Source organism: Bacillus sp. 3103sda1, from assembly GCF_024159135.1.
Lineage (GTDB): Bacteria > Bacillota > Bacilli > Bacillales > Bacillaceae_G > Bacillus_A > Bacillus_A rhizoplanae.
Window position 1 is genome coordinate 4,329,680 of the sequence record NZ_JAMYWS010000001.1, and the last position, 24,682, is coordinate 4,354,361.

At 35.7% G+C, this 24,682-nt stretch carries 27 protein-coding genes; 9 read left to right on the top strand and 18 right to left on the bottom strand.

All coding sequences use genetic code 11. The annotated features are described in order from the left end of the window. The first annotated feature begins 23 nt into the window (after positions 1-23). The 4 genes from NKR74_RS21800 to NKR74_RS21815 all read left to right on the top strand — a co-directional run bounded on the left by NKR74_RS21800 (position 24) and on the right by NKR74_RS21815 (position 3,059). A complete protein-coding gene (locus NKR74_RS21800) occupies positions 24-338 on the top strand; it encodes a MazG-like family protein (protein WP_230574658.1) in 315 nt (104 codons plus the stop codon). A gap of 62 nt (positions 339-400) precedes the next feature. After that, positions 401-907 (top strand): ferritin, encoded by a 507-nt coding sequence (locus NKR74_RS21805; RefSeq protein ID WP_253630817.1) that lies wholly within the window; start codon positions 401-403, stop codon positions 905-907. A 488-nt stretch (positions 908-1,395) separates the two neighbouring features. Continuing rightward, entirely contained in the window at positions 1,396-1,836 is a 441-nt protein-coding gene (locus NKR74_RS21810; RefSeq protein ID WP_253630818.1) for a DUF1641 domain-containing protein, read from the top strand. Positions 1,837-1,880: 44 nt separating this feature from the next. After that, the gene (locus NKR74_RS21815) at positions 1,881-3,059 is read left to right on the top strand and encodes an NAD(P)/FAD-dependent oxidoreductase (RefSeq protein WP_253630819.1); all 1,179 of its coding nucleotides are present in this window, start codon (positions 1,881-1,883) and stop codon (positions 3,057-3,059) included. 671 nt (positions 3,060-3,730) lie between these two features. Here NKR74_RS21815 and NKR74_RS21820 read toward each other — a convergent pair. The 4 genes from NKR74_RS21820 to NKR74_RS21835 form a co-directional block, all read right to left on the bottom strand. Next, positions 3,731-4,912, bottom strand: coding sequence for a NupC/NupG family nucleoside CNT transporter (locus NKR74_RS21820; protein WP_098308924.1), 1,182 nt, complete (start codon positions 4,910-4,912; stop codon positions 3,731-3,733). 306 nt (positions 4,913-5,218) lie between these two features. Then, entirely contained in the window at positions 5,219-6,649 is a 1,431-nt protein-coding gene (locus NKR74_RS21825; protein ID WP_253631194.1) for an alanine/glycine:cation symporter family protein, read from the bottom strand. A gap of 464 nt (positions 6,650-7,113) precedes the next feature. Next, the gene (locus NKR74_RS21830) at positions 7,114-7,380 is read right to left on the bottom strand and encodes an ArsR/SmtB family transcription factor (protein WP_253630820.1); all 267 of its coding nucleotides are present in this window, start codon (positions 7,378-7,380) and stop codon (positions 7,114-7,116) included. 156 nt (positions 7,381-7,536) lie between these two features. After that, positions 7,537-8,424, bottom strand: coding sequence for a thioester domain-containing protein (locus NKR74_RS21835; protein WP_253630821.1), 888 nt, complete (start codon positions 8,422-8,424; stop codon positions 7,537-7,539). A 196-nt stretch (positions 8,425-8,620) separates the two neighbouring features. Here NKR74_RS21835 and NKR74_RS21840 point away from each other — a divergent pair, with 196 nt between their 5' ends. Next, on the top strand, positions 8,621-9,235 hold the full coding sequence (locus NKR74_RS21840; RefSeq protein ID WP_253631195.1) for a DedA family protein: 615 nt from the start codon (positions 8,621-8,623) through the stop codon (positions 9,233-9,235). 84 nt (positions 9,236-9,319) lie between these two features. Here the strand turns inward: NKR74_RS21840 and NKR74_RS21845 are convergent, their stop codons facing one another. From NKR74_RS21845 to NKR74_RS21855, 3 genes are all read right to left on the bottom strand, one after another. After that, positions 9,320-9,442 (bottom strand): DUF4023 domain-containing protein, encoded by a 123-nt coding sequence (locus NKR74_RS21845; RefSeq protein WP_098308933.1) that lies wholly within the window; start codon positions 9,440-9,442, stop codon positions 9,320-9,322. A 71-nt stretch (positions 9,443-9,513) separates the two neighbouring features. Continuing rightward, on the bottom strand, positions 9,514-9,750 hold the full coding sequence (locus tag NKR74_RS21850) for a hypothetical protein (protein ID WP_253630822.1): 237 nt from the start codon (positions 9,748-9,750) through the stop codon (positions 9,514-9,516). Further along, positions 9,751-10,476 carry a YwaF family protein gene (locus NKR74_RS21855; RefSeq protein WP_253631196.1) on the bottom strand — a complete coding sequence of 242 codons (726 nt, stop codon included), beginning with the start codon at positions 10,474-10,476 and terminating at the stop codon, positions 9,751-9,753. It abuts the gene before it with no gap. A gap of 360 nt (positions 10,477-10,836) precedes the next feature. Here NKR74_RS21855 and NKR74_RS21860 point away from each other — a divergent pair, with 360 nt between their 5' ends. Continuing rightward, complete coding sequence (locus NKR74_RS21860) at positions 10,837-11,148, top strand: heavy metal-binding domain-containing protein (protein ID WP_230574642.1); 312 nt, start codon at positions 10,837-10,839, stop codon at positions 11,146-11,148. Between the two features lie 73 nt (positions 11,149-11,221). Here NKR74_RS21860 and NKR74_RS21865 read toward each other — a convergent pair whose 3' ends face one another. The 9 genes from NKR74_RS21865 to NKR74_RS21905 all read right to left on the bottom strand — a co-directional run bounded on the left by NKR74_RS21865 (position 11,222) and on the right by NKR74_RS21905 (position 19,265). Continuing rightward, entirely contained in the window at positions 11,222-12,742 is a 1,521-nt protein-coding gene (locus tag NKR74_RS21865; RefSeq protein WP_253630823.1) for a sensor histidine kinase, read from the bottom strand. Beyond that, the gene (locus NKR74_RS21870; RefSeq protein WP_253630824.1) at positions 12,726-13,427 is read right to left on the bottom strand and encodes a response regulator transcription factor; all 702 of its coding nucleotides are present in this window, start codon (positions 13,425-13,427) and stop codon (positions 12,726-12,728) included. The genes NKR74_RS21865 and NKR74_RS21870 overlap by 17 nt, the downstream gene beginning before the upstream one ends. 19 nt (positions 13,428-13,446) lie before the next feature. Further along, on the bottom strand, positions 13,447-14,085 hold the full coding sequence (locus NKR74_RS21875; RefSeq protein WP_253630825.1) for a DedA family protein: 639 nt from the start codon (positions 14,083-14,085) through the stop codon (positions 13,447-13,449). Next, positions 14,072-14,662, bottom strand: a complete 591-nt coding sequence (locus NKR74_RS21880; RefSeq protein ID WP_253630826.1) for a class I SAM-dependent methyltransferase — start codon at positions 14,660-14,662, stop codon at positions 14,072-14,074. The genes NKR74_RS21875 and NKR74_RS21880 overlap by 14 nt, the downstream gene beginning before the upstream one ends. A gap of 234 nt (positions 14,663-14,896) precedes the next feature. Then, positions 14,897-15,235, bottom strand: coding sequence for a heme oxygenase (locus tag NKR74_RS21885; RefSeq protein WP_253630827.1), 339 nt, complete (start codon positions 15,233-15,235; stop codon positions 14,897-14,899). Between the two features lie 269 nt (positions 15,236-15,504). Then, on the bottom strand, positions 15,505-16,617 hold the full coding sequence (locus NKR74_RS21890) for a transposase (protein ID WP_253630828.1): 1,113 nt from the start codon (positions 16,615-16,617) through the stop codon (positions 15,505-15,507). An 11-nt stretch (positions 16,618-16,628) separates the two neighbouring features. Beyond that, positions 16,629-17,027, bottom strand: coding sequence for an IS200/IS605 family transposase (tnpA, locus tag NKR74_RS21895; protein ID WP_253630829.1), 399 nt, complete (start codon positions 17,025-17,027; stop codon positions 16,629-16,631). A 166-nt stretch (positions 17,028-17,193) separates the two neighbouring features. Next, positions 17,194-18,036 (bottom strand): aldo/keto reductase, encoded by an 843-nt coding sequence (locus NKR74_RS21900; protein WP_253630830.1) that lies wholly within the window; start codon positions 18,034-18,036, stop codon positions 17,194-17,196. A 35-nt stretch (positions 18,037-18,071) separates the two neighbouring features. Continuing rightward, positions 18,072-19,265 carry an MFS transporter gene (locus NKR74_RS21905; protein ID WP_098308943.1) on the bottom strand — a complete coding sequence of 398 codons (1,194 nt, stop codon included), beginning with the start codon at positions 19,263-19,265 and terminating at the stop codon, positions 18,072-18,074. Positions 19,266-19,464: 199 nt separating this feature from the next. Between NKR74_RS21905 and NKR74_RS21910 the strand changes: the two genes are divergently transcribed. Continuing rightward, positions 19,465-19,845, top strand: a complete 381-nt coding sequence (locus tag NKR74_RS21910; protein WP_253630831.1) for a winged helix-turn-helix transcriptional regulator — start codon at positions 19,465-19,467, stop codon at positions 19,843-19,845. A gap of 116 nt (positions 19,846-19,961) precedes the next feature. On the opposite strand, the gene NKR74_RS21915 is transcribed toward NKR74_RS21910, so the two are convergent. Further along, positions 19,962-20,702, bottom strand: coding sequence for an SDR family NAD(P)-dependent oxidoreductase (locus NKR74_RS21915; RefSeq protein ID WP_253630832.1), 741 nt, complete (start codon positions 20,700-20,702; stop codon positions 19,962-19,964). 123 nt (positions 20,703-20,825) lie between these two features. Between NKR74_RS21915 and NKR74_RS21920 the strand changes: the two genes are divergently transcribed. Then, entirely contained in the window at positions 20,826-21,656 is an 831-nt protein-coding gene (locus NKR74_RS21920) for a LysR family transcriptional regulator (protein ID WP_253630833.1), read from the top strand. 234 nt (positions 21,657-21,890) lie between these two features. Here NKR74_RS21920 and NKR74_RS21925 read toward each other — a convergent pair whose 3' ends face one another. Beyond that, complete coding sequence (locus tag NKR74_RS21925) at positions 21,891-23,249, bottom strand: glycosyltransferase family 2 protein (RefSeq protein ID WP_253630834.1); 1,359 nt, start codon at positions 23,247-23,249, stop codon at positions 21,891-21,893. 511 nt (positions 23,250-23,760) lie between these two features. Here NKR74_RS21925 and NKR74_RS21930 point away from each other — a divergent pair. After that, positions 23,761-24,483, top strand: coding sequence for a YjjG family noncanonical pyrimidine nucleotidase (locus NKR74_RS21930; RefSeq protein WP_253630835.1), 723 nt, complete (start codon positions 23,761-23,763; stop codon positions 24,481-24,483). Positions 24,484-24,682 lie beyond the last annotated feature (199 nt).

Here is a 24,682-nt window from a genome sequence, read left to right on the forward strand (position 1 = left end):
CATATTGAAAGGTTGGGGAAAGAATGAACACGAATGAATTTCAAAGCTGGGTGGAACAATTTTATTATGAGCGGGGCTGGGCACAATATAATTCCTTTATTCGTGTTAATTTTTTAGCGGAGGAAGTTGGAGAAGTTTCTCGCGTCGTGCGTGCTATTGAAATTGGTCGTGATCGTCCAGATGAACGAAAGAAGAGCGAAGAAGAATTAACAATTGAATTAAAAGAAGAAATTGGAGATGTTTTAGGAAATCTTATTATTTTAGCGCAAAAATATAATTTAGATTTACAAGATATTATGGAAACGCATGTTAAGAAACTCTCCAAGCGATTTGAATAATAAGTGAGAATTATTTTCATTTACGATATGATTATATCGTAATAATATGAAAGGGGCTTTTTATGTTATCTCCAACATTACGTGAAGCACTAAATGATCAAATGAACTTTGAGTTTTACTCCGCCCATGTGTATATGGCGATGGCGGCTTACTGTACGTCAGAAAACTACGATGGATTTGCCAACTTCTTTCTTGTACAAGCAGAGGAAGAACGTTTCCATGCAATGAAGCTTTACAATTATATTAATGATCGCGGTGAGCGTGCGATTATTACTGGATTTGAGAATCCAAATAACGAGTACGAATCCATTTTAACTGCTTTTGAAACTGGACTCGAACATGAACGTGAAGTTACAAAGCGAATTTATCACCTATCTGACATTGCGTGGGATGAGCGCGAGCATGCTACGATCACCTTCTTAAAATGGTTCGTTGACGAGCAAGTTGAAGAAGAAGCATCTTTCGATAGCACCATTCAAAAATTAAAGCGAATTACAAACGATTCAAATGCATTGTTTATGTTAGATGCTGAATTAGAAAAACGCACGTTTACACCACCAGCTGAGTAGTAGAGTAGAAAACTGGAACAGAAAAAGCATAAATCAACCGCTTTCGTCAATTTATGCTTCTTACATTGTAAAATTGGAATAAAAAAACAGATATAACGCCCTGTAGGTTCGTAGATTATAGTCATTAAAATCGAATGCTTAATAATCATTTTTATGTTAACATAGGTGTATTACAGTATATAATATACTCAGTTGGTAGGCAAAGTCTTTTACTGGACAAGTCCATAAGCTAGAGGACGCAACTAGCCTTTTAAAATTTACTATTTCAGATTCGGTGATTACTTATAGTTCATTCGAATGTTGCAACGGTTTGAAAAGACATATTCACCGGCAATAGTAACTTTAAGAGCAGCTTGCCCTAAATCTTTGTGTAAATTTTTACAAATTTCCTCGAGTTGTTACGGACGAAGAAATCTTACCTGTAATGGGGAATCTTCTTTCATTCCCAAAAATTTAAGAAGTATTGCTATCGTAAAGGAGAATTGGAGATGCCAGAAACAATCACTCAAACAAAGCCTGAACAAGAATCATTACAAATTTCTGCTAGTCAAGGACAGCTTGATGTACTTGATCAGCTATTAAAGCCTGAAGTTCAAGAGTCTTTAACTACATTAGTAGAACAACTTCCAAAATTAACTGAGCTCGTTAACATTTTAACAAAGTCTTATGATTTCGCTCAAGCAGTCGCTACTGATGAAGTATTAAAAAATGATACTGTTGGAGCAATCCAAGAACTTGCAGAACCTGTAAAAGATACAGTGAAAGCCATTGCTGCAACTGCTATCGAAGCGAAAGATCGCGCTGAAGAAAGCAACGAAGTTATCGGTCTTTTTGGCCTTTTAAGAATGCTAAAAGATCCGCAAGCACAAAAAATGTTTCGCTTTGTAAACGCTTATCTTCAAATTACTGCAGAACGCAATCATAAATAATTCTTTCTTACACAACAATTAGTAAAGACGGGGGATATCATACTATGTCAAAACAAATTGTCATCTTAGGTGCTGGTTATGGCGGACTTCTTGCAGCTTTAAATGTACGTAAACATTACAGCAAATCAGAAGCACAAGTTACAGTTATCAACCAATATCCAACACATCAAATTATTACGGAACTACACCGCCTTGCAGCAGGAAATATTTCTGAACAGGCAATTGCTATGCCATTAGAAAAACTTTTCAAAGGCAAAGATATCGATCTTAAAATCGCAACAGTTGAGTCATTCTCAGTTGATAGCAAAGAAATTAAACTAGCTGGTGGCACTACTTTATCTTACGATGCACTTGTAGTTGCTTTAGGAAGTAAAACTGCTTACTTCGGTATTCCAGGACTAGAAGAAAACAGCATGGTATTAAAATCTGCTGCTGATGCAAACAAAATCTACAAACACGTTGAAGACCGTATTCGTGAATACGCTAAAACGAAAAACGAAGCTGATGCTACAATCTTAATCGGCGGCGGCGGATTAACTGGCGTTGAGCTAGTTGGTGAACTTGCTGACATTATGCCTAAACTTGCAAAAAGCCACGGCGTAAATCCAAAAGAAGTTACACTTCTTCTTGTTGAAGCAGGCCCAAAAATCCTTCCAGTATTACCTGACCATTTAATTGAACGTGCAACTACTAGCTTAGAAGCACGCGGCGTTAAATTCTTAACAGGTCTTCCTGTAACAAACGTTGCTGGCAATGAAATCGACTTAAAAGACGGTCAAAAAATCGTTGCTAACACATTCGTTTGGACAGGCGGCGTACAAGGTAACCCATTAATCGGTGAATCAGGTCTTGAAGTAAACCGCGGCCGTGCAACTGTTAACGAATACCTTCAATCTACTTCTCATAAAGACGTATTCGTTGCTGGAGACAGCGCTGTTGTCTTCGCTCCAGACGGTCGTCCATACCCACCAACTGCACAAATCGCTTGGCAAATGGGTGAGTTAATTGGATACAACTTATACGCAGCACTAGAAGGCAAAGCATTCGAAGAGTTCGCACCAGTAAACTCTGGAACACTTGCAAGTCTAGGACGTAAAGATGCTGTTGCTACAATCGGAGCAAGCTCAACTCCACTTAAAGGCTTACCAGCATCATTAATGAAAGAAGCAAGTAACGTTCGTTACTTATCACACATTAAAGGATTATTCAGCTTAGCTTACTAATCTGAATGATAGCCCGAATCATGTTTATCTATGATTCGGGTTTTTATTTGGTCAAAATTCTCTACATAACTTATTCAACAAGAAAGTGACATACACCTTTTGAAATCTCTAAATATACTGTCTACTTTGTTACGATTTTGTGTATTGTAAATAATCTATGTACTCCTCTTTCTTTTTAACATGCTTCCAAAAGAATTCCCCTTCTTCAATCAGACCAGAAGGTGGATAAGGAGGGGTTACTCACACGGTAAAGAGCAGTTCGCCATGCCTAGGTGGGCACAGAGGTAGTAGAGTAGAAAACTGTACGTGAGGCATACCGTCCTCCTTACCCCGAGGGATTCTTCGATGTTGCATTTCCAAGTTCTTCACATCTTCCATGGTCTTCACCTATTAACTCCAGGCTCGACTTCCCTTTCTCCTATTGCTAGGGTGCTCTTGACGAGGCGGCAAGGTTCACTTTATGTTACGGTCTGCTAATTCGCTCGCACTTCTAGTAAGAAGTTACTTTTTCACAGGGCTTCAATCTTAGAATTCCTCCCCCGATTGCCTGTCAGTTACTAGGCGACTTGATTCTTACCTAGACCGGACTTTCACCAGTGAGCAGTGCCCAGCTTAGCTGGGCACGCAACAAAAAAAGCAATGAGCCCGCTGCTCATTGCTTTTTTTCTTTTTTATAGCATTACCCCAACGATAATTGCTGATAACACACTTACTAACGTTGCACCGTATACAAGTTTTAATCCGAAAGAAGATACAACGTTTGCTTGTTTTGCATCGATACTCTTCGTTGCACCTGCGATAATTCCGATAGATGAGAAGTTCGCAAATGATACAAGGAATACAGATAAAATACCAATTGTACGAGGTGTTAAATGAGCTGCTGCTTTTCCTAAATCAAGCATTGCAACGAATTCGTTTGTTACTAATTTTGTTGCCATAATTTGTCCAGCTGTTACCATCTCAGATGATGGAATACCCATGATGAACGCTAATGGTGAGAACACATATCCTAAGATCGTTTGGAATGTAATACCGAAAATAGAATCAAATAGACCGTTAATTGCTGCCATCAATGCAATGAATCCGATTAACATCGCTGCTACTGTAACTGCAATTGAAAATCCTAACATAATGTACTCGCCTAGCATTTCGAAGAACGTTTGGTGCTTGTCCTCTTGTAACTCTAAAATATCCTCTTCTTCACTTACATCGTAAGGATTTAAAATGTGAATGATAATAAATCCGCTAAATAAGTTTAAAACAAGTGCTGTTACAACATATTTAGGATCAATCATTTTCATGTAAGAACCAACGATTGACATAGATACTGTTGACATAGAAGATGCACATAGCGTATATAAACGATTTTTTGGTAACTTGCTTAGTTGATCTTTAACTGTAATAAATACTTCCCCTTGACCAACAATTGCCGCTGCTACTGCATTATAAGATTCTAGTCTTCCTAAACCATTTACTTTACTTAATAAAAATCCAACCGCTTTAATAATAACTGGTAAAATTCTAAGATGTTGCAGAATTCCAATTAACACCGCTAAGAAAATAATTGGAAGTAATACAGAAAGGAAAAACGTATATTCTCCTTTATTTACAAGCCCGCCAAATACAAAGCTAATTCCAGCGTCCGCAAATTTTAAAATTGCACTAAATCCGTCAGAAATTCCTTTAACTAAATAATATCCAATCTGTGTATTTAGTAAGAAATATGATAATCCTAATTGAATAACAAGCATTATAGCAATTGGCTTATATTTAATCTTTTTCCGATCAGTACTTACAAGAAACGCTAGGAAAAATACAGCTATTAATCCTACAAGAAACATAACAAATTTCATACGTGAATCCTCCATTTTTTTCGTTTCATCTATTATTCCCTATTAGTCGTTGAACGATAGACGTCTGACAATTCAGATTAAAAAAATAAGTACCTCTAAAAATAAATTACCACCTACACCCGTAAGCGTTTGCATTGTGCAAATTTATATACTACATAATTCATGTGGAATATGAGAATGATATCATTTTGTTCTATCCATAAGCAAATTGTAAGCGTTATCTTTCAGAAATGCAATATATTTTTTAAAGGGAAAAATAGCCAAAAAAAGAACATAGAATCTTTCTTCTATGTTCTTTTTGTACCACTAACCTACTTGTTTTTCTTTTCCAGCAACTGAATCTTCCCAGCATTCCGCATTCTTTAATCCTGGGATAGAGCTTGCATGGAATACAGGGTCTTTCCCTTGCTTTTTCTGCTTCACATAGTCTTTAAGTGCAGCAAATGCAAATTTACCAAGAAGTGCAATTGCAATTAAGTTTGTGATTACCATGAAGCCCATGAATAAATCAGCCATGTCCCAAACAATTTGTACAGCTGCAACAGAACCGAACATAACCATTCCAACTACCGCAATACGATATACCGTTAACCAAGTCTTGCTCGTTTTAATAAACTCAATATTTGTTTCACCATAATAATAGTTTCCTAGTAGAGAACTAAAAGCAAATAAAAAGATAATAATCGCTAAGAAACCACTTGCCCAAGATCCGACTTGTGAACTTAACGCAACTTGTGTTAACTCAATACCTGTTAAACCTGGCGTTTTGTAAGCACCAGAGCATAGTACGATAAATGCTGTAGATGTACATACTAAGAACGTATCGACTAATACACCAATCGTTTGAATATATCCTTGCTTCGCAGGGTGAGATACGTCCGCTGTTGCTGCTGCATTCGGTGCACTACCCATACCTGCTTCGTTCGCAAATAAACCACGCTTAATACCCATCATAATCGCAGCACCAACGCCGCCGCCCACTGCTTCTTGTAAACCAAATGCATTCGTGAAGATTTCTGTAAATACATCTGGAAGCAATGTGATGTTTTTAAGAACAACAAACAATGCAATTCCAATATATACAATTGCCATTGGTGGCACAATCAGTTCTGACATACGTGCGATACTCTTAACACCGCCAAAAATAATAACTGCAACTAAAAGAGAAAGTGCAATTCCAACTATATAACGGTCAATACCAAATGCATTCTTAAATGCAAGTGTAACTGTGTTTGCTTGTACTGAGTTGAAAATCAGTCCATAACTAATTGTAATTAAGATCGAGAATAAAATTCCCATCCAACGCTTATTTAAACCTTTTTCCATATAATAAGCTGGACCGCCGCGGAACCCGCTGCCATCTTTTATTTTATAAATTTGCGCTAATGTGCTCTCTACAAAACTTGAAGATGCCCCAATAAGCGCAATTAACCACATCCAAAATACCGCACCTGGACCTCCCAAAGAAATCGCTAATGCTACACCTGCTAAGTTCCCGATCCCAATACGGGCTGCAGAACTCATACAGAAAGCTTGGAAAGAAGAAACGCTGCCTTTTTTACGCGTCTTTCCTGTCAATCCATCCGTCATTAAACGCATCATTTCCCCTAGATGACGAATTTGAACAAATTTAAGTTTAAAAGAAAAATAAAGGCCTAAGCCAATTAACATTGCAATAATAACATAAGTCCATAGAATATTATTCGTTACTCCGATGAATTTTTCTAAAATGTCAATCATATTGTCCCCTCCCTTTTTTTCACATAAATTGAATTATATCCTAAAATCGTTCAAAAATCAACAATTTTCGACAAAACAACAATTTCATATAAATTTATCTCGTTAATACTCTATTTTCCTCGTTAATACTCTATAATACAAACGCTTTCATAAAAATAAGTCATGTTAGTTTTTCTGACATAAAAATATAATGCACATAAAAAAAGCGCAATTCCTTCTAAAAGAATTGCGCTTTTTTTTATGATTTTTGTTTTCTTTTCTCTATTATTCGGTTAACAGCCTAATATTTTATTAAGAAATATTTTAAAATCTACGATAAATTATTAGACTGTTAAAAAATAGCATTAGACTGAAAAAGTGATCGGAATGTGATACCCCAAATTGGGGGTGTTTTATGTCTTTTGCGAAAGTAGCAAGTTCCACAGTTTCCGTTTCACTCGTTTACTACAAAGACAAGAAAATTACACAAGGTTTAATAATATCGTTTTCGTACGATTATCCACTACTTCATAATAAATTTCTAACCCTTTTCGAGTGCCCGAAACGATTTTAGCAGCTTTTAACTTGGCTAAATGTTGACTAATTGTACTTTGAGGCATTCCCAATTTTTCATACATTGTTGTTACATTCGTAGGGCCTTTTGCAAGCATGGTTTCTACTAAACATAAACGCACAGGATGCGCTAATACCTTTAATATTTCAGCGATATCTTCATATTTTTCTATCATGTTCCCTCTCTCCTCTTTATATATAAATATTGTGTTTACAACGTTACACTATATTATTCGAAAGGACATACGATTTTATGTCCGTCGTTTTTTAAAAAATTTTAGAAATTAAAAATCCCAACGTTTCATACTAACTCGAAGCGTTGGGATTTGTTATTATCTTTTCTTTTTAGAAGGTGCTGGCGCTTCCCAATTTACTAACAAGTCAGGACTTGCTTTCTCTTCTCCTCGTTCTAAAAGAACTGTTGCATCTTGGATTGCAGGAGTACCTTTATATTTAATAGCTTGTAACCTCGAAAGGTTTGCAACAACTTTAAAACTAAATTCTCCTGTTTTTGTTGCTTTTGGAATTAAAACACGAAATTTTTCTCCTACGTTAAACTGTGTTTTTGCTTCGCCATTTTCATTCACAAACTTTACACCTTCAGGTGCATTCGTTGCTTGCACTTGATACGTACCTTTTGTTGCATTTGTTTCCACTGTATACAAATCGGTTTCAAAGAAATCATTTTTTAACGTTGCTGTTTGCTTTTCTGTTGGAGTTACATTCATCGTAATCTCTTGCACTTCTTGGCTGCTCTCCGCTTTTGCAACAATTTCTTTCATTGCTTTTCCTACATTTTTATTGCGATGATCTAAATCATTAATATCGATTTGCTTCAGCGCATTCCATACAGCTAACTGCGTTGCATAATGCGCTTCTTCCCAAGTCGATACACCGAGCTCTTGCGGACTTTTTACCGGATATCCATTGAGTAATACACGGTATACCCCAATATCTGCTTTTCCTATTTCAGGTAAATCCTGACCGCTTGGTGATTTTAAATGCACATTTAAACAAAAGGCAATTTTTCCATCTGCTGTTTTAATGAGCTCAGTTCGAATTGGTTTCTTTAAAGATTTACTATAACTCCAATCCATTTGATACTTCGTATGATCCATCACTTCTGCGAATGCCTTTCCAAGCGGAAAAACGAGATTTGTTATGATGAATAGCGCGCTCACGAAGGCAATCCAGAACTTATACGGTTGTTTTAAAATCATGCTTACAGCCCCTTTTTGGATTATAATAAAGAAAATAGCAAATTTAATATGTTTAGTATTTAATTACGGGGCGTTTTTATACATGCTATTTCATGCAAAGTAAATGATCCGTATAGTAATGATTACATGTAATTGGGTGAAACTAGGAAGAATACATAGTAATTCTTAATGCATATGAGACGGACGGTGATTACAAATAGAACAGCACTTAACTTATATCATTTCCCATTATGGATATTTCGGACTGATCATTGCTTTAGTTGGAGGAATTATCGGATTACCGATACCCGATGAAACTTTATTAACTTTTGTAGGGTACTCTATATTTCAAAAAAAGATGATATTTTCTCTTGCCTTACTAACTGCATGGGTTGGCTCTTCAATTGGCATTACACTTAGTTATATATTAGGAAAAATACTTGGACTTCCCTTCTTAAAGAAATTTGGTCCTAAACTGCACATTACAGAAAATAAAATCGCTCGGACACGAACTCTCTTTCAAAAAATTGGCCCACCTTTATTGATTTTTAGTTACTTTATTCCGGGAGTTAGACATGTTACCGCCTATTTAACTGGTATTTCCCGTTTGAGCTTTCGGAAATTTTGCCTTTACGCTTACACGGGAGCATTCATATGGAGTTTCACTTTTATTAAATTAGGAATGATATTCGGGAAAGATTGGCATCTAATCGGCCATTCCATTCACCGTTATGCTTCTATCTTATTATTGGTGTTACTCGTTCTCGCGCTTTTCGTTTTGGTTTTTCTATATGTGCGCAATAAAAAAGCAAATGCGAAGCGATGCACATGAAGTTGAGGAAAAGAAAAGGGACTAAAACCAAAGAAAAAACACCTCCTCAATACGGAGGTGTTTTTTTACATGAACTTTTCGTGATTATTTATGCGTTTTATTTGGCTTTTTTTTGCCTGGATTCCCATTGCCTTGACGCTTTTTATTTCTTTCAGCTTTTTCCTGTGTATCGTGCAATTTCTCTACAAAATTACTTGTGTTGTCCACTAAAGTAGCCTCCTTGATTATCGTTCCTTTGTTACTATAACCAATTGCATGTCAAATCATGAAGTATGGTTTTACTTTAATTTAATCTGAACTGGCGGCAATGTCTTATCAGGGTGAAACGGCGACATCTCCACTTCTAATACATAATCCTTCAAGCTGAAATTCTTCACGCCATACTCTCCGTCCAATTGAAACGTTGCTTGAAACTGCATTTTTTCCTTGTCTAATACTTTCACAGTACTTCCCTTTATAACGTGAAACTCCTTATCTATATAAGCCGAATCCTTCATCTTCTTAAGACGACTCAATTACTTTCTTCCTATTTTCCTTGTTAACCAAAATGGACTGTACAGAAGATAAAAGCTTACAATCATCATGAACTCCAGCGAGAGAAGATACCACGGCCACGGTCCGAGATAGTCTAAAAGAGAAGCGCTTTTGGGCCTTTTCATGATATACAGATAGTTCGCTCCTAACCACTTATCAAGAAAAAATACGCAAGCTGCATAAAGATTAACAATGAGAATGGTCACCCACATGGAAGGAATGGTCGGTCGATATTTGCAGACCGCCACCATAAACAAACATGCTATCACCACTCCTCCATGCGAAACAAAAAACTCGATGTATCGAAAATGGGGAAACGAAAATTTTCCAAGATCAGGTGTAAGGATAGCTTGAATAGAACTGCTTAATCCCGCAAAATACATAAATTGAAAAAGTCTGTAGCTTCTCGTCAGTAACATCACAATAGCCAAAATGACAGCTAAATCACTAAGTTGAAGCGGCAAAGCCGTTTTAGGCGACCAAGCATTCTCATACACGAGCCAGAGATGATTAAGAACTTCAAAAGCCAATAAGAGAAACGCTAGAGAGAAACGAAAAAGTCGTTCTCTTCCCTGCTCTTGAAGCTGTTTTCTAAAAATAAACAGAAGAACACTGAGGGCTAAAATGATTCCGAGCGTCAATAAGTGCTCCCTGGAAAAAAGACGAAATGGATCCAATTTTGAATGAAATTGAAAAAATTTTTGCATATCAATAACTCCATTATCTGAGCTAATTTTATACTTAAGTATTCTTAGTATAGGACAAACTCTTCTAAGTCTATCCCCCTTCTTTGTTTTGTTATCCATTTTCCCAAAAAATGGATAGTTAATAGACATGTCGTGAACCACCCCCCACCTATCTTCTTCGCTTTTCCCTGAATCTTGAGGTAGGGGTCTTACTGCCCGTTAATGCGGGATAAAATTTCACTTCCATTTTTCACTTATGAAACCTTACGAAACTGTCACCTTTATGTAAGGTTATTAAATAGTTACTTTCCTGTTTCAATGCAATAATAAAAGCATAAGAAACAATCATAAATTTTTAAAGATTATAGGAGAGTGTCGGTAATGATCGTAACAACAACTTCTGTTATTCAAGGCAAAGAAATTATTGAGTATATTGACATTGTAAACGGTGAAGCAATTATGGGTGCAAATATCGTACGTGATCTATTCGCTTCTGTTCGTGACGTTGTCGGCGGCCGTTCTGGGGCATATGAAAGTAAATTGAAAGAAGCACGTGATATTGCGATGGAAGAAATGAAAACTCTTGCGAAGCAAAAAGGTGCAAATGCAATTGTCGGTATCGATGTAGACTACGAAGTTGTTCGTGATGGAATGTTAATGGTTGCTGTAAGCGGTACAGCTGTACGTGTGTGAATATATATAAGAAAAAGCACCTCATTAGAAGTTGAGGTGCTTTTTCTTATATATACTGAAACTTTCAAACTCTTTATCCCGCCGCTACAATCGGCAACACAATAATAAACCGAACTATCCCATTCTCATATTCTGCTCGAATTTCTCCGCCCTGCAGTTCCACAATACTTTTCGCAATCGCAAGACCAAGTCCCGAACCTTCTGAGACTCTACTTCTTGATTGATCTTTTTTATAAAAGCGTTCAAATACGTTCTCAAGCTCTTCTTTTGTAAATTCTTCGCTATGATTTTCAACAGAAATGAAAATATTGCGACGCTGCTTTTGAAGTGAAACTGTAATTTCTCCCTCATCTTTACTATATTTAATCGCATTCATTAATAAATTATCAAACACACGGACAATTTTTTCTGAATCCAAGGCAGCGTATAGACGCTCTTCAGGAAATTCCTTCACAAACGAAAGATTATGTTCTTCTGCTTGGGGTACAAGTTCTTCGATTAATTGATCAAGAAGTTCGTTTACACATACTTCTTGCTTTTCTAATGTGATTTTCTCATTTGTTAGCTTTGTGTACTCAAATAAATCTTCTATTAAGTTCTTTAACTGCTCTGACTTTGAAAATGCAACTCTTACATACTCATCATATTGTTCTTTATTTTCATATTTGGCATCACGAAGCAAACGCAAATACCCCATAATAGAAGTAAGCGGCGTTCGTAAGTCATGTGATACATTTGTGATCAATTCACTTTTTTGTTTTTCAATTTTCCGTTCTTTTTCAATATTCACCATCAACTCTTCTGCCATATGATTAATATTTTCTGTTAATAAAGCCATTTCATCTTGTCCCTTTTTCTCAATCCGATATGCTAAGTTTCCCTTCGCAATCTCTTTTACCCCTTGTGCCATCGCTTCAATTTGCTTCATCTTTCGCTTCGTTATATAGAAGAAAGAAAAGATAAATACGATAACGCCAATAAGAAATGGAAAAGGCCCTTCCGTCGTACTATATACAACATCCCCTCTTGGAATGCCACCTACGAACATATATAAATTTTTACCTTCAATTGTAACTGGATAAAACGTGATAAATTCTTTATGCAAGTCCTCAATTTCTCCTGAACCATTATTATCAATTGGACGGTTAATAGCAAAAGACATCACATTTCGAATTGTATCGTGCAGGTTAATTTGCTCTTCCTCTGCTTGTTTTGTTTTATACAAAACCTTACCAGTTTCATCTGTAACTAGCACTTTTAAAGCATGCTGTCCATGTTCTGCATTTTGATTTTCCATATCAATCATGTTTTGCAACGCATCTACTGTATTTTCTCTCGCTATTGTCTCTGCTGTGTGCTTTGCTTCCTCATTAATTTCCTCCATACCACTGCTATAATCAATTACCGCATGTTGATTTGCTTTTTCAAAAAATGGAGTTGATAATCTCGTTACAAAAAAACCTAACAAGGCACAAAAAATAAACGTAGTAATTAATTGAATCCTAATGCTACGACGAACTTCATTTATCATTTTATTTATTAACATTTTTATCTTTTTATTCATATAATAAAATGGTTTAAATATCCTTTTCAATCTTATACCCCACTCCCCACACTGTTTTTATATAACGAGGTTTCCTTGAATTTTCTTCTATCTTCTCACGTATTTTCCGAATATGTACCATCACAGTATTATCAGATTGAAAGGGTCGTTCATTCCATATTCGCTCATAAATTTGATCCGCACTAAATACCATCCCGGGATTCCTAGCAAGTAACTCTAAAATCGAAAACTCCCTCGGTGTCAATTTCACTTCTTCCTCTGCAACAATCACCTCATGTGTTGCAACATTAATTTTCATATCCCCAATTTCAATTTCATTTTCGTCTTGTATAAAGCCTCCGCTCATTTTCATATATCTGCGAAGCTGCGATTTAATTCGAGCAATCAATTCTAATGGATTAAAAGGCTTTGTTACATAATCATCTGCCCCGGTTGTTAATCCTAAAATTTTGTCCATGTCTTGTGTTTTGGCAGACAACATAATAATCGGCATCTCAGCTATTTCCCGTACTTTCATACACATATGAATACCATCTACTTTCGGCATCATAATATCTAATACGACTAAGTGCACTTGATGTTTCTTTACTAACTCTAATCCCTCTGCACCATCCCCGGCCTGTAATACTTCATATCCTTCATTTTTTAAATAGATGGTAATGAGATCCCTAATTTCTTTTTCATCATCTACGACAAGTATTGTTTCTTTGCTCACAATAGCCCCTCCAACATTTTCAGCCTATCAAATCTTCATTGCATGATTCCTTTGATTCTTTACTTATAACGATCTGTTCTTTTCGATGTCTATATAAATAGGAAATACTAAATGCAGCAGCAATAGCTACTCCCAAAAACACACCATACTTAGTTGTGAGTTCTACAATACGCTCTATGTTTCCTCCAAAAACAAACCCAATTACAAAGTATAACAATGTCCAAACAAATCCTGTAACGTATGAGTACTTGGCATACGTTTTAAATGGCATGTTATTGATTCCAACTAAATAAGGAACAATATGTCTCACTACCGGTATGAAATAGCTTGTTACCAATGCATAACGCCCGTATCTATTCAGTAGTTCTTGTGATTTTAAAAGATACTTCATCTTCTTCTTTTTCATAATTCTATCAAGAATTTTCGAACCAAACATTTTCCCAAGTATATATCCTAAAGAGAGCCCTGACACAACACCTAAATACGTTAACATAAAAGCTGGAATTGGTTTTAATATACCCATCGATGAAACAAATCCACCGCTCATCACAACCATTTCATCAGGAATTGGCATCCCAATAATCCCTAACCATAAACAAAAAAACAAAGCACCGTAACCGTAATGTTGAATGTATAATAACAATTCATGTAATTCCATTCGCTACAGTCCTCCCTTGTTCTTTTCCACAACAAAACACATAAGCTGGCGGGAAATTGAACCACACCTTTTTAAGTGATATCGCTGGAAAGAACTTCTGGATAAATGCTTTCTTTACGAGCGAATATTGAAATGTTATGAATTCACCATTCTCTTGTAATGCTTCCATAACATTGCTTAAAATACGCAATGATACTTCCACCGGTAAAGAAGTGAACGGTAATCCAGATAATACATAGTCGATTTTTTCTATATTTAACTCTTCGATGTACTTTTGAATATTTTCAGCCGATCCATGTACAACAAAAACGCTTGGATCATCCTCAAACTGTTTCTGTAGATCTTTGAAAAACACTTCATTAATTTCAATCAGAATCAATGTAGTATGTTTCTTTTTTCTCTTCATTATTTCTCTTGTAAAAGATCCTGTTCCAGGTCCTAATTCCACAATATATTTCGCTTCTTCAAAGTTGATAGCATCCACCATTTTTTTCGCTAATATTTTCGAGCTCGGAGCAATCGCCCCAGTGTTTTTCGGGTGCTTAATAAACTCACTTAAGAATGTAATCAATTGCATGCAATATCTCCTCGCTTATTCAGTATTGTGTAAGATACCTCTAAGTATAAATATCGTTTCTTAATAAATAGCGAGGAGGTTTCTTAAGATTTTCTTAAGAAAATAAAAATGTCCCAAAACGAAAAAGATACTACTTTTTCGTTTTGGGACACACATTCACTTTACCTTTTTAAATTAAATAATAGAATAGAAACGGATACATCCGTTCCTATTAAAAAGCATATTTATATTGCATTACTTCTCAGGAAGTGCCTCCATTACGCCTGCAACTTCTGCAACAACAATTTGGTTACCTAAAATCGGTGATTCTTGTTGTGCTTCTTTAGAACCTGGCTCTGGTCTTTTGTGTGATTCTTTAAAAGCATCACTATTTCTCCAGTTAGTAAAGCTGTCCATATCTTCCCAGTACGTGTTTACACTTATTTCATCATGCTCAGTTAAGTTTTGTGTAATTAAAACTTCAACCTTCACAAAACCTTCCATTTTTTGCAGTGCACCTGGACGAGTGAATGCTGGGGCCATCTTTTCTGCAAATCCTACTTTTGTTTTAATTCTGTTTGTAACAACGATCATCTTCAAAAACCTCCTTAATGTTTTAGAAAACTTCTTCGAATGAACAATCTGCATGACATCTATACTCTTTTCGTTCATCATGCTTTACTAGTTGCATAAACAGTAGTTTTTTTCATATCTGTAACTGTACGTGAACTACCCACCACTTATTGGTCCTTACGAGCCTAATTGAAGTGGGGGCTTCTCGGTTAGTCGTTACTTTTGATAGCTAACGAATTAGTCTAAGACCGCCGAGCTAACTCCCTTGTTCCAAGGGTTTTTGATGTTACTTATGCTAATGCTAATAAGCGTATTGCTTCATTCTTGATATTGATTGCCGAGTTATGGTCACGGCCTATTTTCAGTCCACAAGAACACTCATAAGTGCGTTCAGATAATGACATGTCTTTTATGTTTCCGCAACTACTACACATCTTTGTAGAAGGAAACCACTTATCTATCTTTACAAGTTGTTTTCCTTGTTCTTGTAGCTTATACGCTAAAAAGGTCGTGAACATCCCCCAACCGTTGTCAGCAACGCTTTTACCAAAGTTAAGTGCTTGTGACATTCCTTTCATATTCAAGTCTTCTATTGCTACAACATCAAAGTTAATAGCTAATTCTTTAGACTTGTGATGAAGGAAGTTCTTACGTTGATTTGCAACCATTTCATGCAACTTAGCTACACGAATCCGTTGTTTATTCCATCGTTGAGAACCCTTGACACGTCTTGCTAATACTCGTTGTGCATTTGCTAATCGGTCTAACATTTGACGATAGAAACGAGGATAATTGGCTTTCTCATCTTCACTACTAACGTACAATTCAACCATTGCAAAGTCTAATCCAACCACAGTTTCCACTTCTTTTTGAATGATTTCTTTTTCATATTCAGTCAAGATAGACACATAATACTTACCAGTTGGGGTCATCGAAATAGTGCATGATTTGATGATATGGTCTTGTGGTATCTCTCTATGTTGCTTGATTCGGACCATTTTAAGTTTCGGTAATTTGATATGACCATTAAGCAACATAATATTTCCATTTACCATATTTGTTGTATATGATTTTCTACTTTTTTTGCTTTTGAATGTAGGAAAATCACTTTGACCACTAAAAAAATTCTTATAGGCAGTTTGCAAGTTTAGTTGAGCGTTTGCCAAAGCTAATGAATCGACTTCTTTCAACCATTCATACTCTGCTTTGTATTTCGCAGGAGTAGAGAATTTTTGTTTCTCTAGTTCTTCCTTGTTCCCCTTGTATTTTTCATACATTTCTTTTCGTTCAGCCAACATCTTGTTATATACAAATCGAACACAACCAAAAGTTTTACGCATAAGTTGTGCCTGTTCTTCTGTTGGGTACAAACGGAATTTGTATGCTTTATTATGCTTTGTCATATCATTTCACCTCACTTTTCACCTTGATTTTCAATATATTTCTTTACTACATCTATTGGTGAACCACCAGTAATTATCAAACAAAAACTTCTTGACCAAAACATTTCTTTCCAAAGGTTCTTTTTCACTTGTGGAAATTCTTTCTTTATCAACCGAGAACTCGCACTCTTATACGCATTAATGAACTTTGTCATTTCTGTATTAGGATGTGCCTTGAACAAAATATGTACATGGTCAACATCGTGATTCCATTCTACTAACGTTATATTGTAGCTTTCTGAAAGTCTTACAAACATATCTTTTGCATAGTCAGATATGGTATCATCAAATACTTTCCTTCTGTATTTCACAACTAATACAAGGTGATAATACAGCAAGAATACTGAATGATTATTACTATCTAATTTCATTGATATATCAACCTTTATTATTTATAAGACTGATTATAAAGAAAGAAAACATAAAAAGAAAAATCAAGTGCTTTTCGGCTAAACCAAACCGAAATTCATCTCCCACCTACCGTTGGGCTATCGCCCTGCACACGCTTGAGGAAGGAGAATTCTTTCGGATAATGCGTTAAAAATCAAAATTATCAGGATCTGGACCAACACGATGATTTTCATTCAAATCATCAATGCGTTTCATATCTTCTTCCTTTAACTCAAAATCAAATACATCTGCATTTTCAATGATTCGATGTTCTTTTGTAGATTTCGGGATGGTTATAACACCATTTTGTAAATCCCAGCGTAAAATGACTTGGGCAACAGATTTGTTATAGTTGTTAGCAATTTCTTGAAGAACTTCATGATTAAGTAATTGTCCTTGCATTAACGGCGACCACGCTTCTAACTGAATGTCATGTTCCTGACAAAATGCTTGCAGCTCTTTTTGCGTTAAGCGTGGATGGTATTCTACTTGGTTCACCATTGGTTTAATCTCTGCATCTTTCATTAAGTCTTCAAGATGATGAATTTGAAAATTACTTACTCCAATCGCTTTTACTCGTCCTTCCTTATAAAGAGTCTCTAATGCTCTCCATGCCTCTTTATATTTCCCTTCTACAGGCCAATGAATCAAATATAAATCTAAATACTCTAGTCCAAGTTTATTTAAACTTGTCTCATAAGCAGCAATTGTAGACTCATATCCTAAATCTGCATTCCAAACTTTTGATGTGACGAATACATCTTCTCTAGAAATACCCGCTTGTTGTATTCCTTCACGAATCCCTTGCCCAACTCCTTCTTCATTTCCATAAATCGCTGCTGTATCAATACTACGGTAGCCATGTGTAATCGCTGTTTTTACAGCATTCACTAACTCAGGACCTTCCTCTACTTTAAATACCCCAATACCAAACCAAGGCATTTGTACACCGTTATGCAAAGTTGTTTTATCTTGTAAATGTTTCGCCATTATAAATAAACCTCCTAATTTTTAAAGAAAATTTTCTACGCTGCACGTTTTTGATCTTTTTGTTCTAGAGTCTTGCTCCAACCTGTTAAAATTACAGCTCCTAGAACCATTAATGCTCCAATCCAAGGCGTATGAATGAGCCCAATCGAATCTGTAATTACACCACCTAAATAAGAACCAATGGCAATTCCAGCATTAAATGCAGCAATATTAATTGCAGATGCCACATCTACTGCACCCGGTACAAAACGTTCAGCTAACATCACTACATATATCTGTAATCCTGGTACATTCATAAACGCTAATAATCCCATTAAAATGATTGTAATAAGACCAGCTATCTTAAATGGAGCTGTGAACGTTAATATAAAGAGTACAACCGCTTGTACGATAAACATATAGAATAATGCACGAATCGGATTACGGTTCGCTACTTTACCACCAATGACGTTACCAATCGCAATTGCTACTCCATAAACGAGTAAAATAATAGTAACAGCCCCTGCCGTAAACCCAGTTATCTCTTGTAACAATGGAGATAAATACGTAAAGACAACGAATGTACCTCCATACCCTAAAGCTGTAATAATGAATAAAAGAAGTAAACGACCGTTTGTGATCAAAGTAATTTGATCACGAAATGTTGTTCGATTACCTTTTCGCAAATTAGATGGAACAAGAATACTATTTGCAATGAAAGCAATGATACCTACTACAACGATCACTACAAAAGAAGCCCTCCAGCCAAATTGTTGTCCAATAAATGTACCAATTGGAACACCTGTAACAGTTGCTACTGTGAGCCCTGTAAACATAATCGCAATCGCACTTGCTCGGCGATTTTCTGGAACTAAATCCGCGGCAATCGTAGAGCCTATTGACATAAACACACCATGTGAAAGCGCAGAAACAACACGAGCAACTAGCAACAAACTGATACTTGTTGCACTCGCAGCAATACTATTTCCAACAATAAAGACAATCATAATCCAAAGTAATAAAGATTTACGCGACATACTGGATGTTAAAGAAGTTAAGACAGGCGCTCCAAATGTCACCCCTAAAGCATATAAAGAAACAGTTAATCCAGCTGTTGTAACAGTAACGTTTAAATCTTGCGCAATAAGTGGTAATAATCCTACACTAATAAATTCTGTTGTTCCGATTGCAAAAGCACTTACAGCTAATGCCAACAGTGCCAATGTACTTCGTTTTTTATCTAAACTCATTCTTTCTCCTCCCCATCTTCTTGTTGTATCGTTCCATCTCTTCTAAACAAACTATATAGAAAACCATATGGTAAGAATCCGCCAGCAAATGTTATTATGGGATATAGAAGAAATAAAGAAAAGTACGTACTTTTAAGTAATATAGGTACCAAAAAGTTCTATAGGAACTAAAAAGTACCTGTCAATTAGGAGGAAGAGCATGGAGAAAAAAAAGTACAATATTTCCGTAGAAGCAACACTCGAAGTAATAGGAGGAAAGTGGAAATGTGTGATTCTTTGTCATCTTACTCATGGTAAAAAACGCACAAGTGAATTAAAACGTCTTATGCCAAACATTACACAGAAAATGTTAACGCAGCAATTACGTGAATTAGAAGAAGATGGCGTCATCAATCGTATTGTTTACAATCAAGTGCCTCCAAAAGTGGAATATGAACTAAGTGAATATGGATGGAGCTTACAAGATATTTTAAGCTCTCTATGTACTTGGGGAGAAAAACATATTACGAAAGTATATGGTGATAAATTTGCTGTCTTGGAGGAGAATATTTTAAACGATAAACTGAAGGAACAAAATTAAAAATACACATACGATTTTCAACGTTCTGTTGTGTAACCGTGAACCTTCGGAACATCTATAACTAAAAACATCTTCTTACATATGAAATAAGAAGATGTTTTTTATAAAGTGAAACTTCAAAGCGTCTGCCCGTTATCAATTGTAAATACCTGTCCTGTAATAGACTCCTGAGTCAATTGAAAAATAATAGCCTCTGCAATCTCATCAGGTGTTGAAATTCTTTTCAGCGGTATGTTTCCCGCAAGTTGATACATCTTCTCTTCATTGTCAGCCCACCATCTCGTATGAACTGCACCAGGAGCGATACTATTTACCCTAATCTCAGGTGCAAGTGCAATGGCTAACGATTTTGTCATCGTATGAATAGCTCCTTTTGTTGCTGCATACGGTACAGACGAACCTAGCCCTGTTATTCCGGCAACGCTGCCTACATTCACAATAGCACCCGATCGTTGTTTCTTCATATGAGGAACAACAGCCTTTACACAATGAAACATTCCTTTCACATTTACGTTAAAAAGAGAATCCCACACTTCATCCGTTGCAGACTGCAAATCATCCATAGGTATTTGCGCTGTTATACTTGCATTATTCACTAAAAAATCTACTGTCCCAAAAGATTTCACGGTTTGCAGTACCATGTCCTCAACTTCTTTTTCTATCGCTACATTGGCTTTCACAATGAGCGCTGTACTTTCGCATTGTACAATTTCGTCCCTTGTTTCTAACGCTTCTTTTTCCGAATGGCTATAATTAATCACAACCTTCGCTCCTGCATCTGCTAGTTTTATAGCCGCAGCCTTTCCGATACCAGTACCACCGCCTGTTATAATAGCCACTTTATCTCTTATCTCCATTTTTCCTTCTCCTCTTCTTTTCATATTTGTTATGACTCATTGTATCTTCGCTCATACGAAAGGTATAATACTGAATAATGAGGCCGGTATCATTTAAAATGATATCAGTGGAGGGATGTATTTTTGGAAAGTCACGATTTATGGATTTTTAAACATGTTGCTGAATTACAATCTATATCTAGAGCCGCTGAAAAACTCGGATATGTACAGCCAAATATAAGCCAGCGCATAAAAAGCTTAGAAGAAGAACTAGGCGTCCCATTATTAATACGTAATAACAGAGGAGTAACATTAACTGACCAAGGAGAAGTTTTGTTAGATTACACAAATCAAATTATGATGTTAATGGATGAAGCCAAATCAAAAATAAATCCGAAAAAGTGGAGAGAATCTTTAATCATCGGGGCATCTCAAACGATTTCTGCTGTGAAAGTTCCGTGGCTCTTCTCTTCTTTTTTGCAATCAAATACAAACATTGATCTAAAAATCCGGACGAATAATAAGCCAAAATTACAAGAAATGCTTTCTTACGGAGAGGTTGATGGAATTTTTATAAGCGGTACATATAACGATTCACAGTTCGAAAGTATTTACCGTTATTTCGAAAACCTTATACTCATTTCTCCAATTGAACAGCATCATCATCCAACACTACTTGTGAATAGCGATCCAAGTTGTATATATAGAAATAAGTTGTTAGATTTTGCAGAGAAACATCATTTTAATCAACCAACTATTATAGAATTTGATTCACTTGAATCCATTCTCCAAGCTGTTCATGCAGGGCTTGGGATTAGTATCATGCCAGCAGATGTTGCACATAGCCGAAACGAAATGAAGACCATTCATCATGAGGAATTACCAGACAAAATGAAGATTGATTTTATTATTAAACGCGGGAAACAAAGGTCACAAAGTTTAGAGAAGTTTATTGGGTTTTTAAAAACATTATGACCTTTAACACATAAAACATAAGAAGAAAAACGATAAATGCTAAAAATCGCTAATATAATTCAGTACAAAAAAAGAAAGAGCATGAACTCTTTCTTTTTTTATAGTTATATCTTATTCCACAGCTTTAATATAAATCAGAACAGCATAATCATTACTAAAAAGAGGCTCAAAAATCCAACTAGACTTTTGTTCTACATTTATAAATTCGACATACACACTTCTTAGAAATATGTATTATGCTGCAGACTTAGAGCCCACTTCATACTTACGCCCAGTACGCGTAACCTTATTCCAATCATGCTTATTGAAGAAATAGGAAATTGTGCCATACATCACAAAAAACATAGTCACAAAGCGATATACCAGAATATCAAAGAAAATGGTAGAAACTAAGCGGTACTTATCCCTACCTTGAAACGTAAAGCCATAATACTTGCACATGAAGATAGCTGCTACATCATACAAAATACCAAACAATAAAACACTTACTAAATATGCAAGTATATAATGAGTAAGAGAATACTGCCCCTCAACTACATTTTTTATAAGTTCCCCTGTCATAACGTAGGCCATAACTGTTCCAGTGAGAAATGCTTCAAACATGAAGAAAAATGAAACAGATTTTGTAAACAAGGTCTGGAAGAAAAACGAGCGGAAATGAATTAAGCAATCAATAAAAGCTTTCTGCCACCTTACTCGTTGTTTAAATAAATCATGCCAGTTTTCAGGGCATTCCGTATAGCAAACCGCTTCAGGCACAAATACAACCTTTTTATGCTTGTGTTTAGATATATATTTTTGCATTCGCAACGTGATATCAATATCTTCTCCTAGTGTAGAGCGGTATCCTCCGACTTCTAATAGTACTTGTTTAGTAAAGATACCAAATGCTCCAGATATGATAGAAAGAGCACGAAAACGAGCAAGCGATGTCTTCAAAATATAAAAGGATTTCAAGAAATCAAGCATTTGAACACGGACTAATATATTAGAAGTCAACAAAGACAAACGATTCGTACCATCCATAATCTTCGTTTGAAGAACATGGACCATGCCACCTGCAGCAATTACATTCTCATCTTCAAACACTTGATTAATAAGAGGTAACGACTGATTTGCCAAAATGCTATCTGCATCAAGTGTAATGACAATATCATGATTCGCATATTCAATCCCAGCATTTAACGAATCTGCTTTACCGCCATTCTCTTTATCTATCACATAGATGTTAGGATAAAGTTCAGATTGATAAAATGTTTTTATATCTTTATAAAACAACTTTCCATCAGGCACCTTATGACAAGGTACTAATTGTAACAACTTTTTCAATAAGAAGAGCGTTTCATCTGATGAACCATCGTTAATATAAATAACTTCAAAATCCGCATACGGCAACGATTTCATACTTGCAATTGACGTTTCAATGATACTTTGTTCATTATAACAAGGAACAAGAATACTAATTCCCTTTTCCATCATAGATTGTTGCTGTATATTCTCTCCTGACCTGCGAAATAAAGGCAAACAATGAAATAAATGAACAAGAGGAAAAATGGTACATATACAAAATAACAAAATGATATATATATTCACGAAAAAACTCCTTTCCTATTATGAAAGAGGAAAGCAGCAATATGGAGTGTTAAGAAAAATGAGGAAAAAGATTCATAACATTTATCATAAGGTAGCTTAATATAAACTTCAAGCAAAACGGCGATTTAACGAAAATAAATTAAGATTCTTCCCATGTACCCCCACAAAATGAGCAATTCATTCGAATTGTATAGTAGGAAAATGATTTGAGGAATAGCAATATAGAGTGTTAAGAATAAAAATGAGGTTTAGTATATATACAGCCCTTGAATGTATTGAATAAAAGTAATACCCATTGTAAATTCTATTATATTAATATATTGAATATCATTTAACTAACAAAGATTATAACAGCTACTCTCCCCTATAAAACCACCTTTAATTTCATACCTTTTTAATGACAGTCTTTCTACACACAATTTTCAATCCTAGTATCAAAAACCATTTTTCACCAATCATTAAACAAAAAAGTACTATACTGGGTAACAAAAGAAAAAATGGGGGAAGACTTTTGAAACATTATCAAACGTTATTATTTGACGTAGATGATACACTATTGGATTTTGGTGTAGCAGAACGCGTAGCGCTGCGTTCGCTTTTCGAAGAGCAACAAATCCCCTTAACAGCTGAAATCGAGGCACATTATAAAGAAGTCAATCAAGGTCTTTGGAAGCCCTTTGAAGAAGGAAAACTAGATCGTGATGAGGTAGTAAATACTCGTTTTTCTATTTTATTCAAAAAATACGTCCAAGAGGTTGACGGAATCTTACTGGAACAGAACTATCGCAGCTACTTAGAAGAAGGAAATCAGCTTGTTAACGGAGCCTTTAAATTAATAACAAACTTACAAAAGCAATATAACTTATATATTGTTACGAATGGTGTTTCCAAAACACAGGATAAACGCTTACGTAATTCAGGATTACATCCACTATTTAAAGATATTTTTGTTTCAGAGGACACTGGCTTTCAAAAGCCAATGAAGGAATACTTTGATTATGTCTTTGCAAGAATTCCTAATTTCTCTCCAAAACAAGCATTAATTATCGGAGATTCCTTAAGCGCCGATATTAAAGGCGGACAGCTTGCTGGGCTAGACACATGTTGGTTCAATCCTGAGATGAAACCTAACAACACTGACATAAATCCAACTTATGAAATCCAAAAGCTTGATGAGCTTTACCATATTTTAAAAATGAGCTATTCATTAAAAAAACGCTATTCTCTCAACTAGAATAGCATTTTTTCTAAATGTAAGAATTCTTACAATAATGTAAGAAATTTGTTAGGCAATTCGATGTTTCCGCTTCTTGATTCCATGTAAGCTAACAATAAAGTGAAACTTCCATCAGAGGGGGATTCTTCATCCCCCTCTGATGGTTAGTTGAACCAATCGGGCTTTTACGGGCAGTTATCCCTCACCTAGCTTCTTC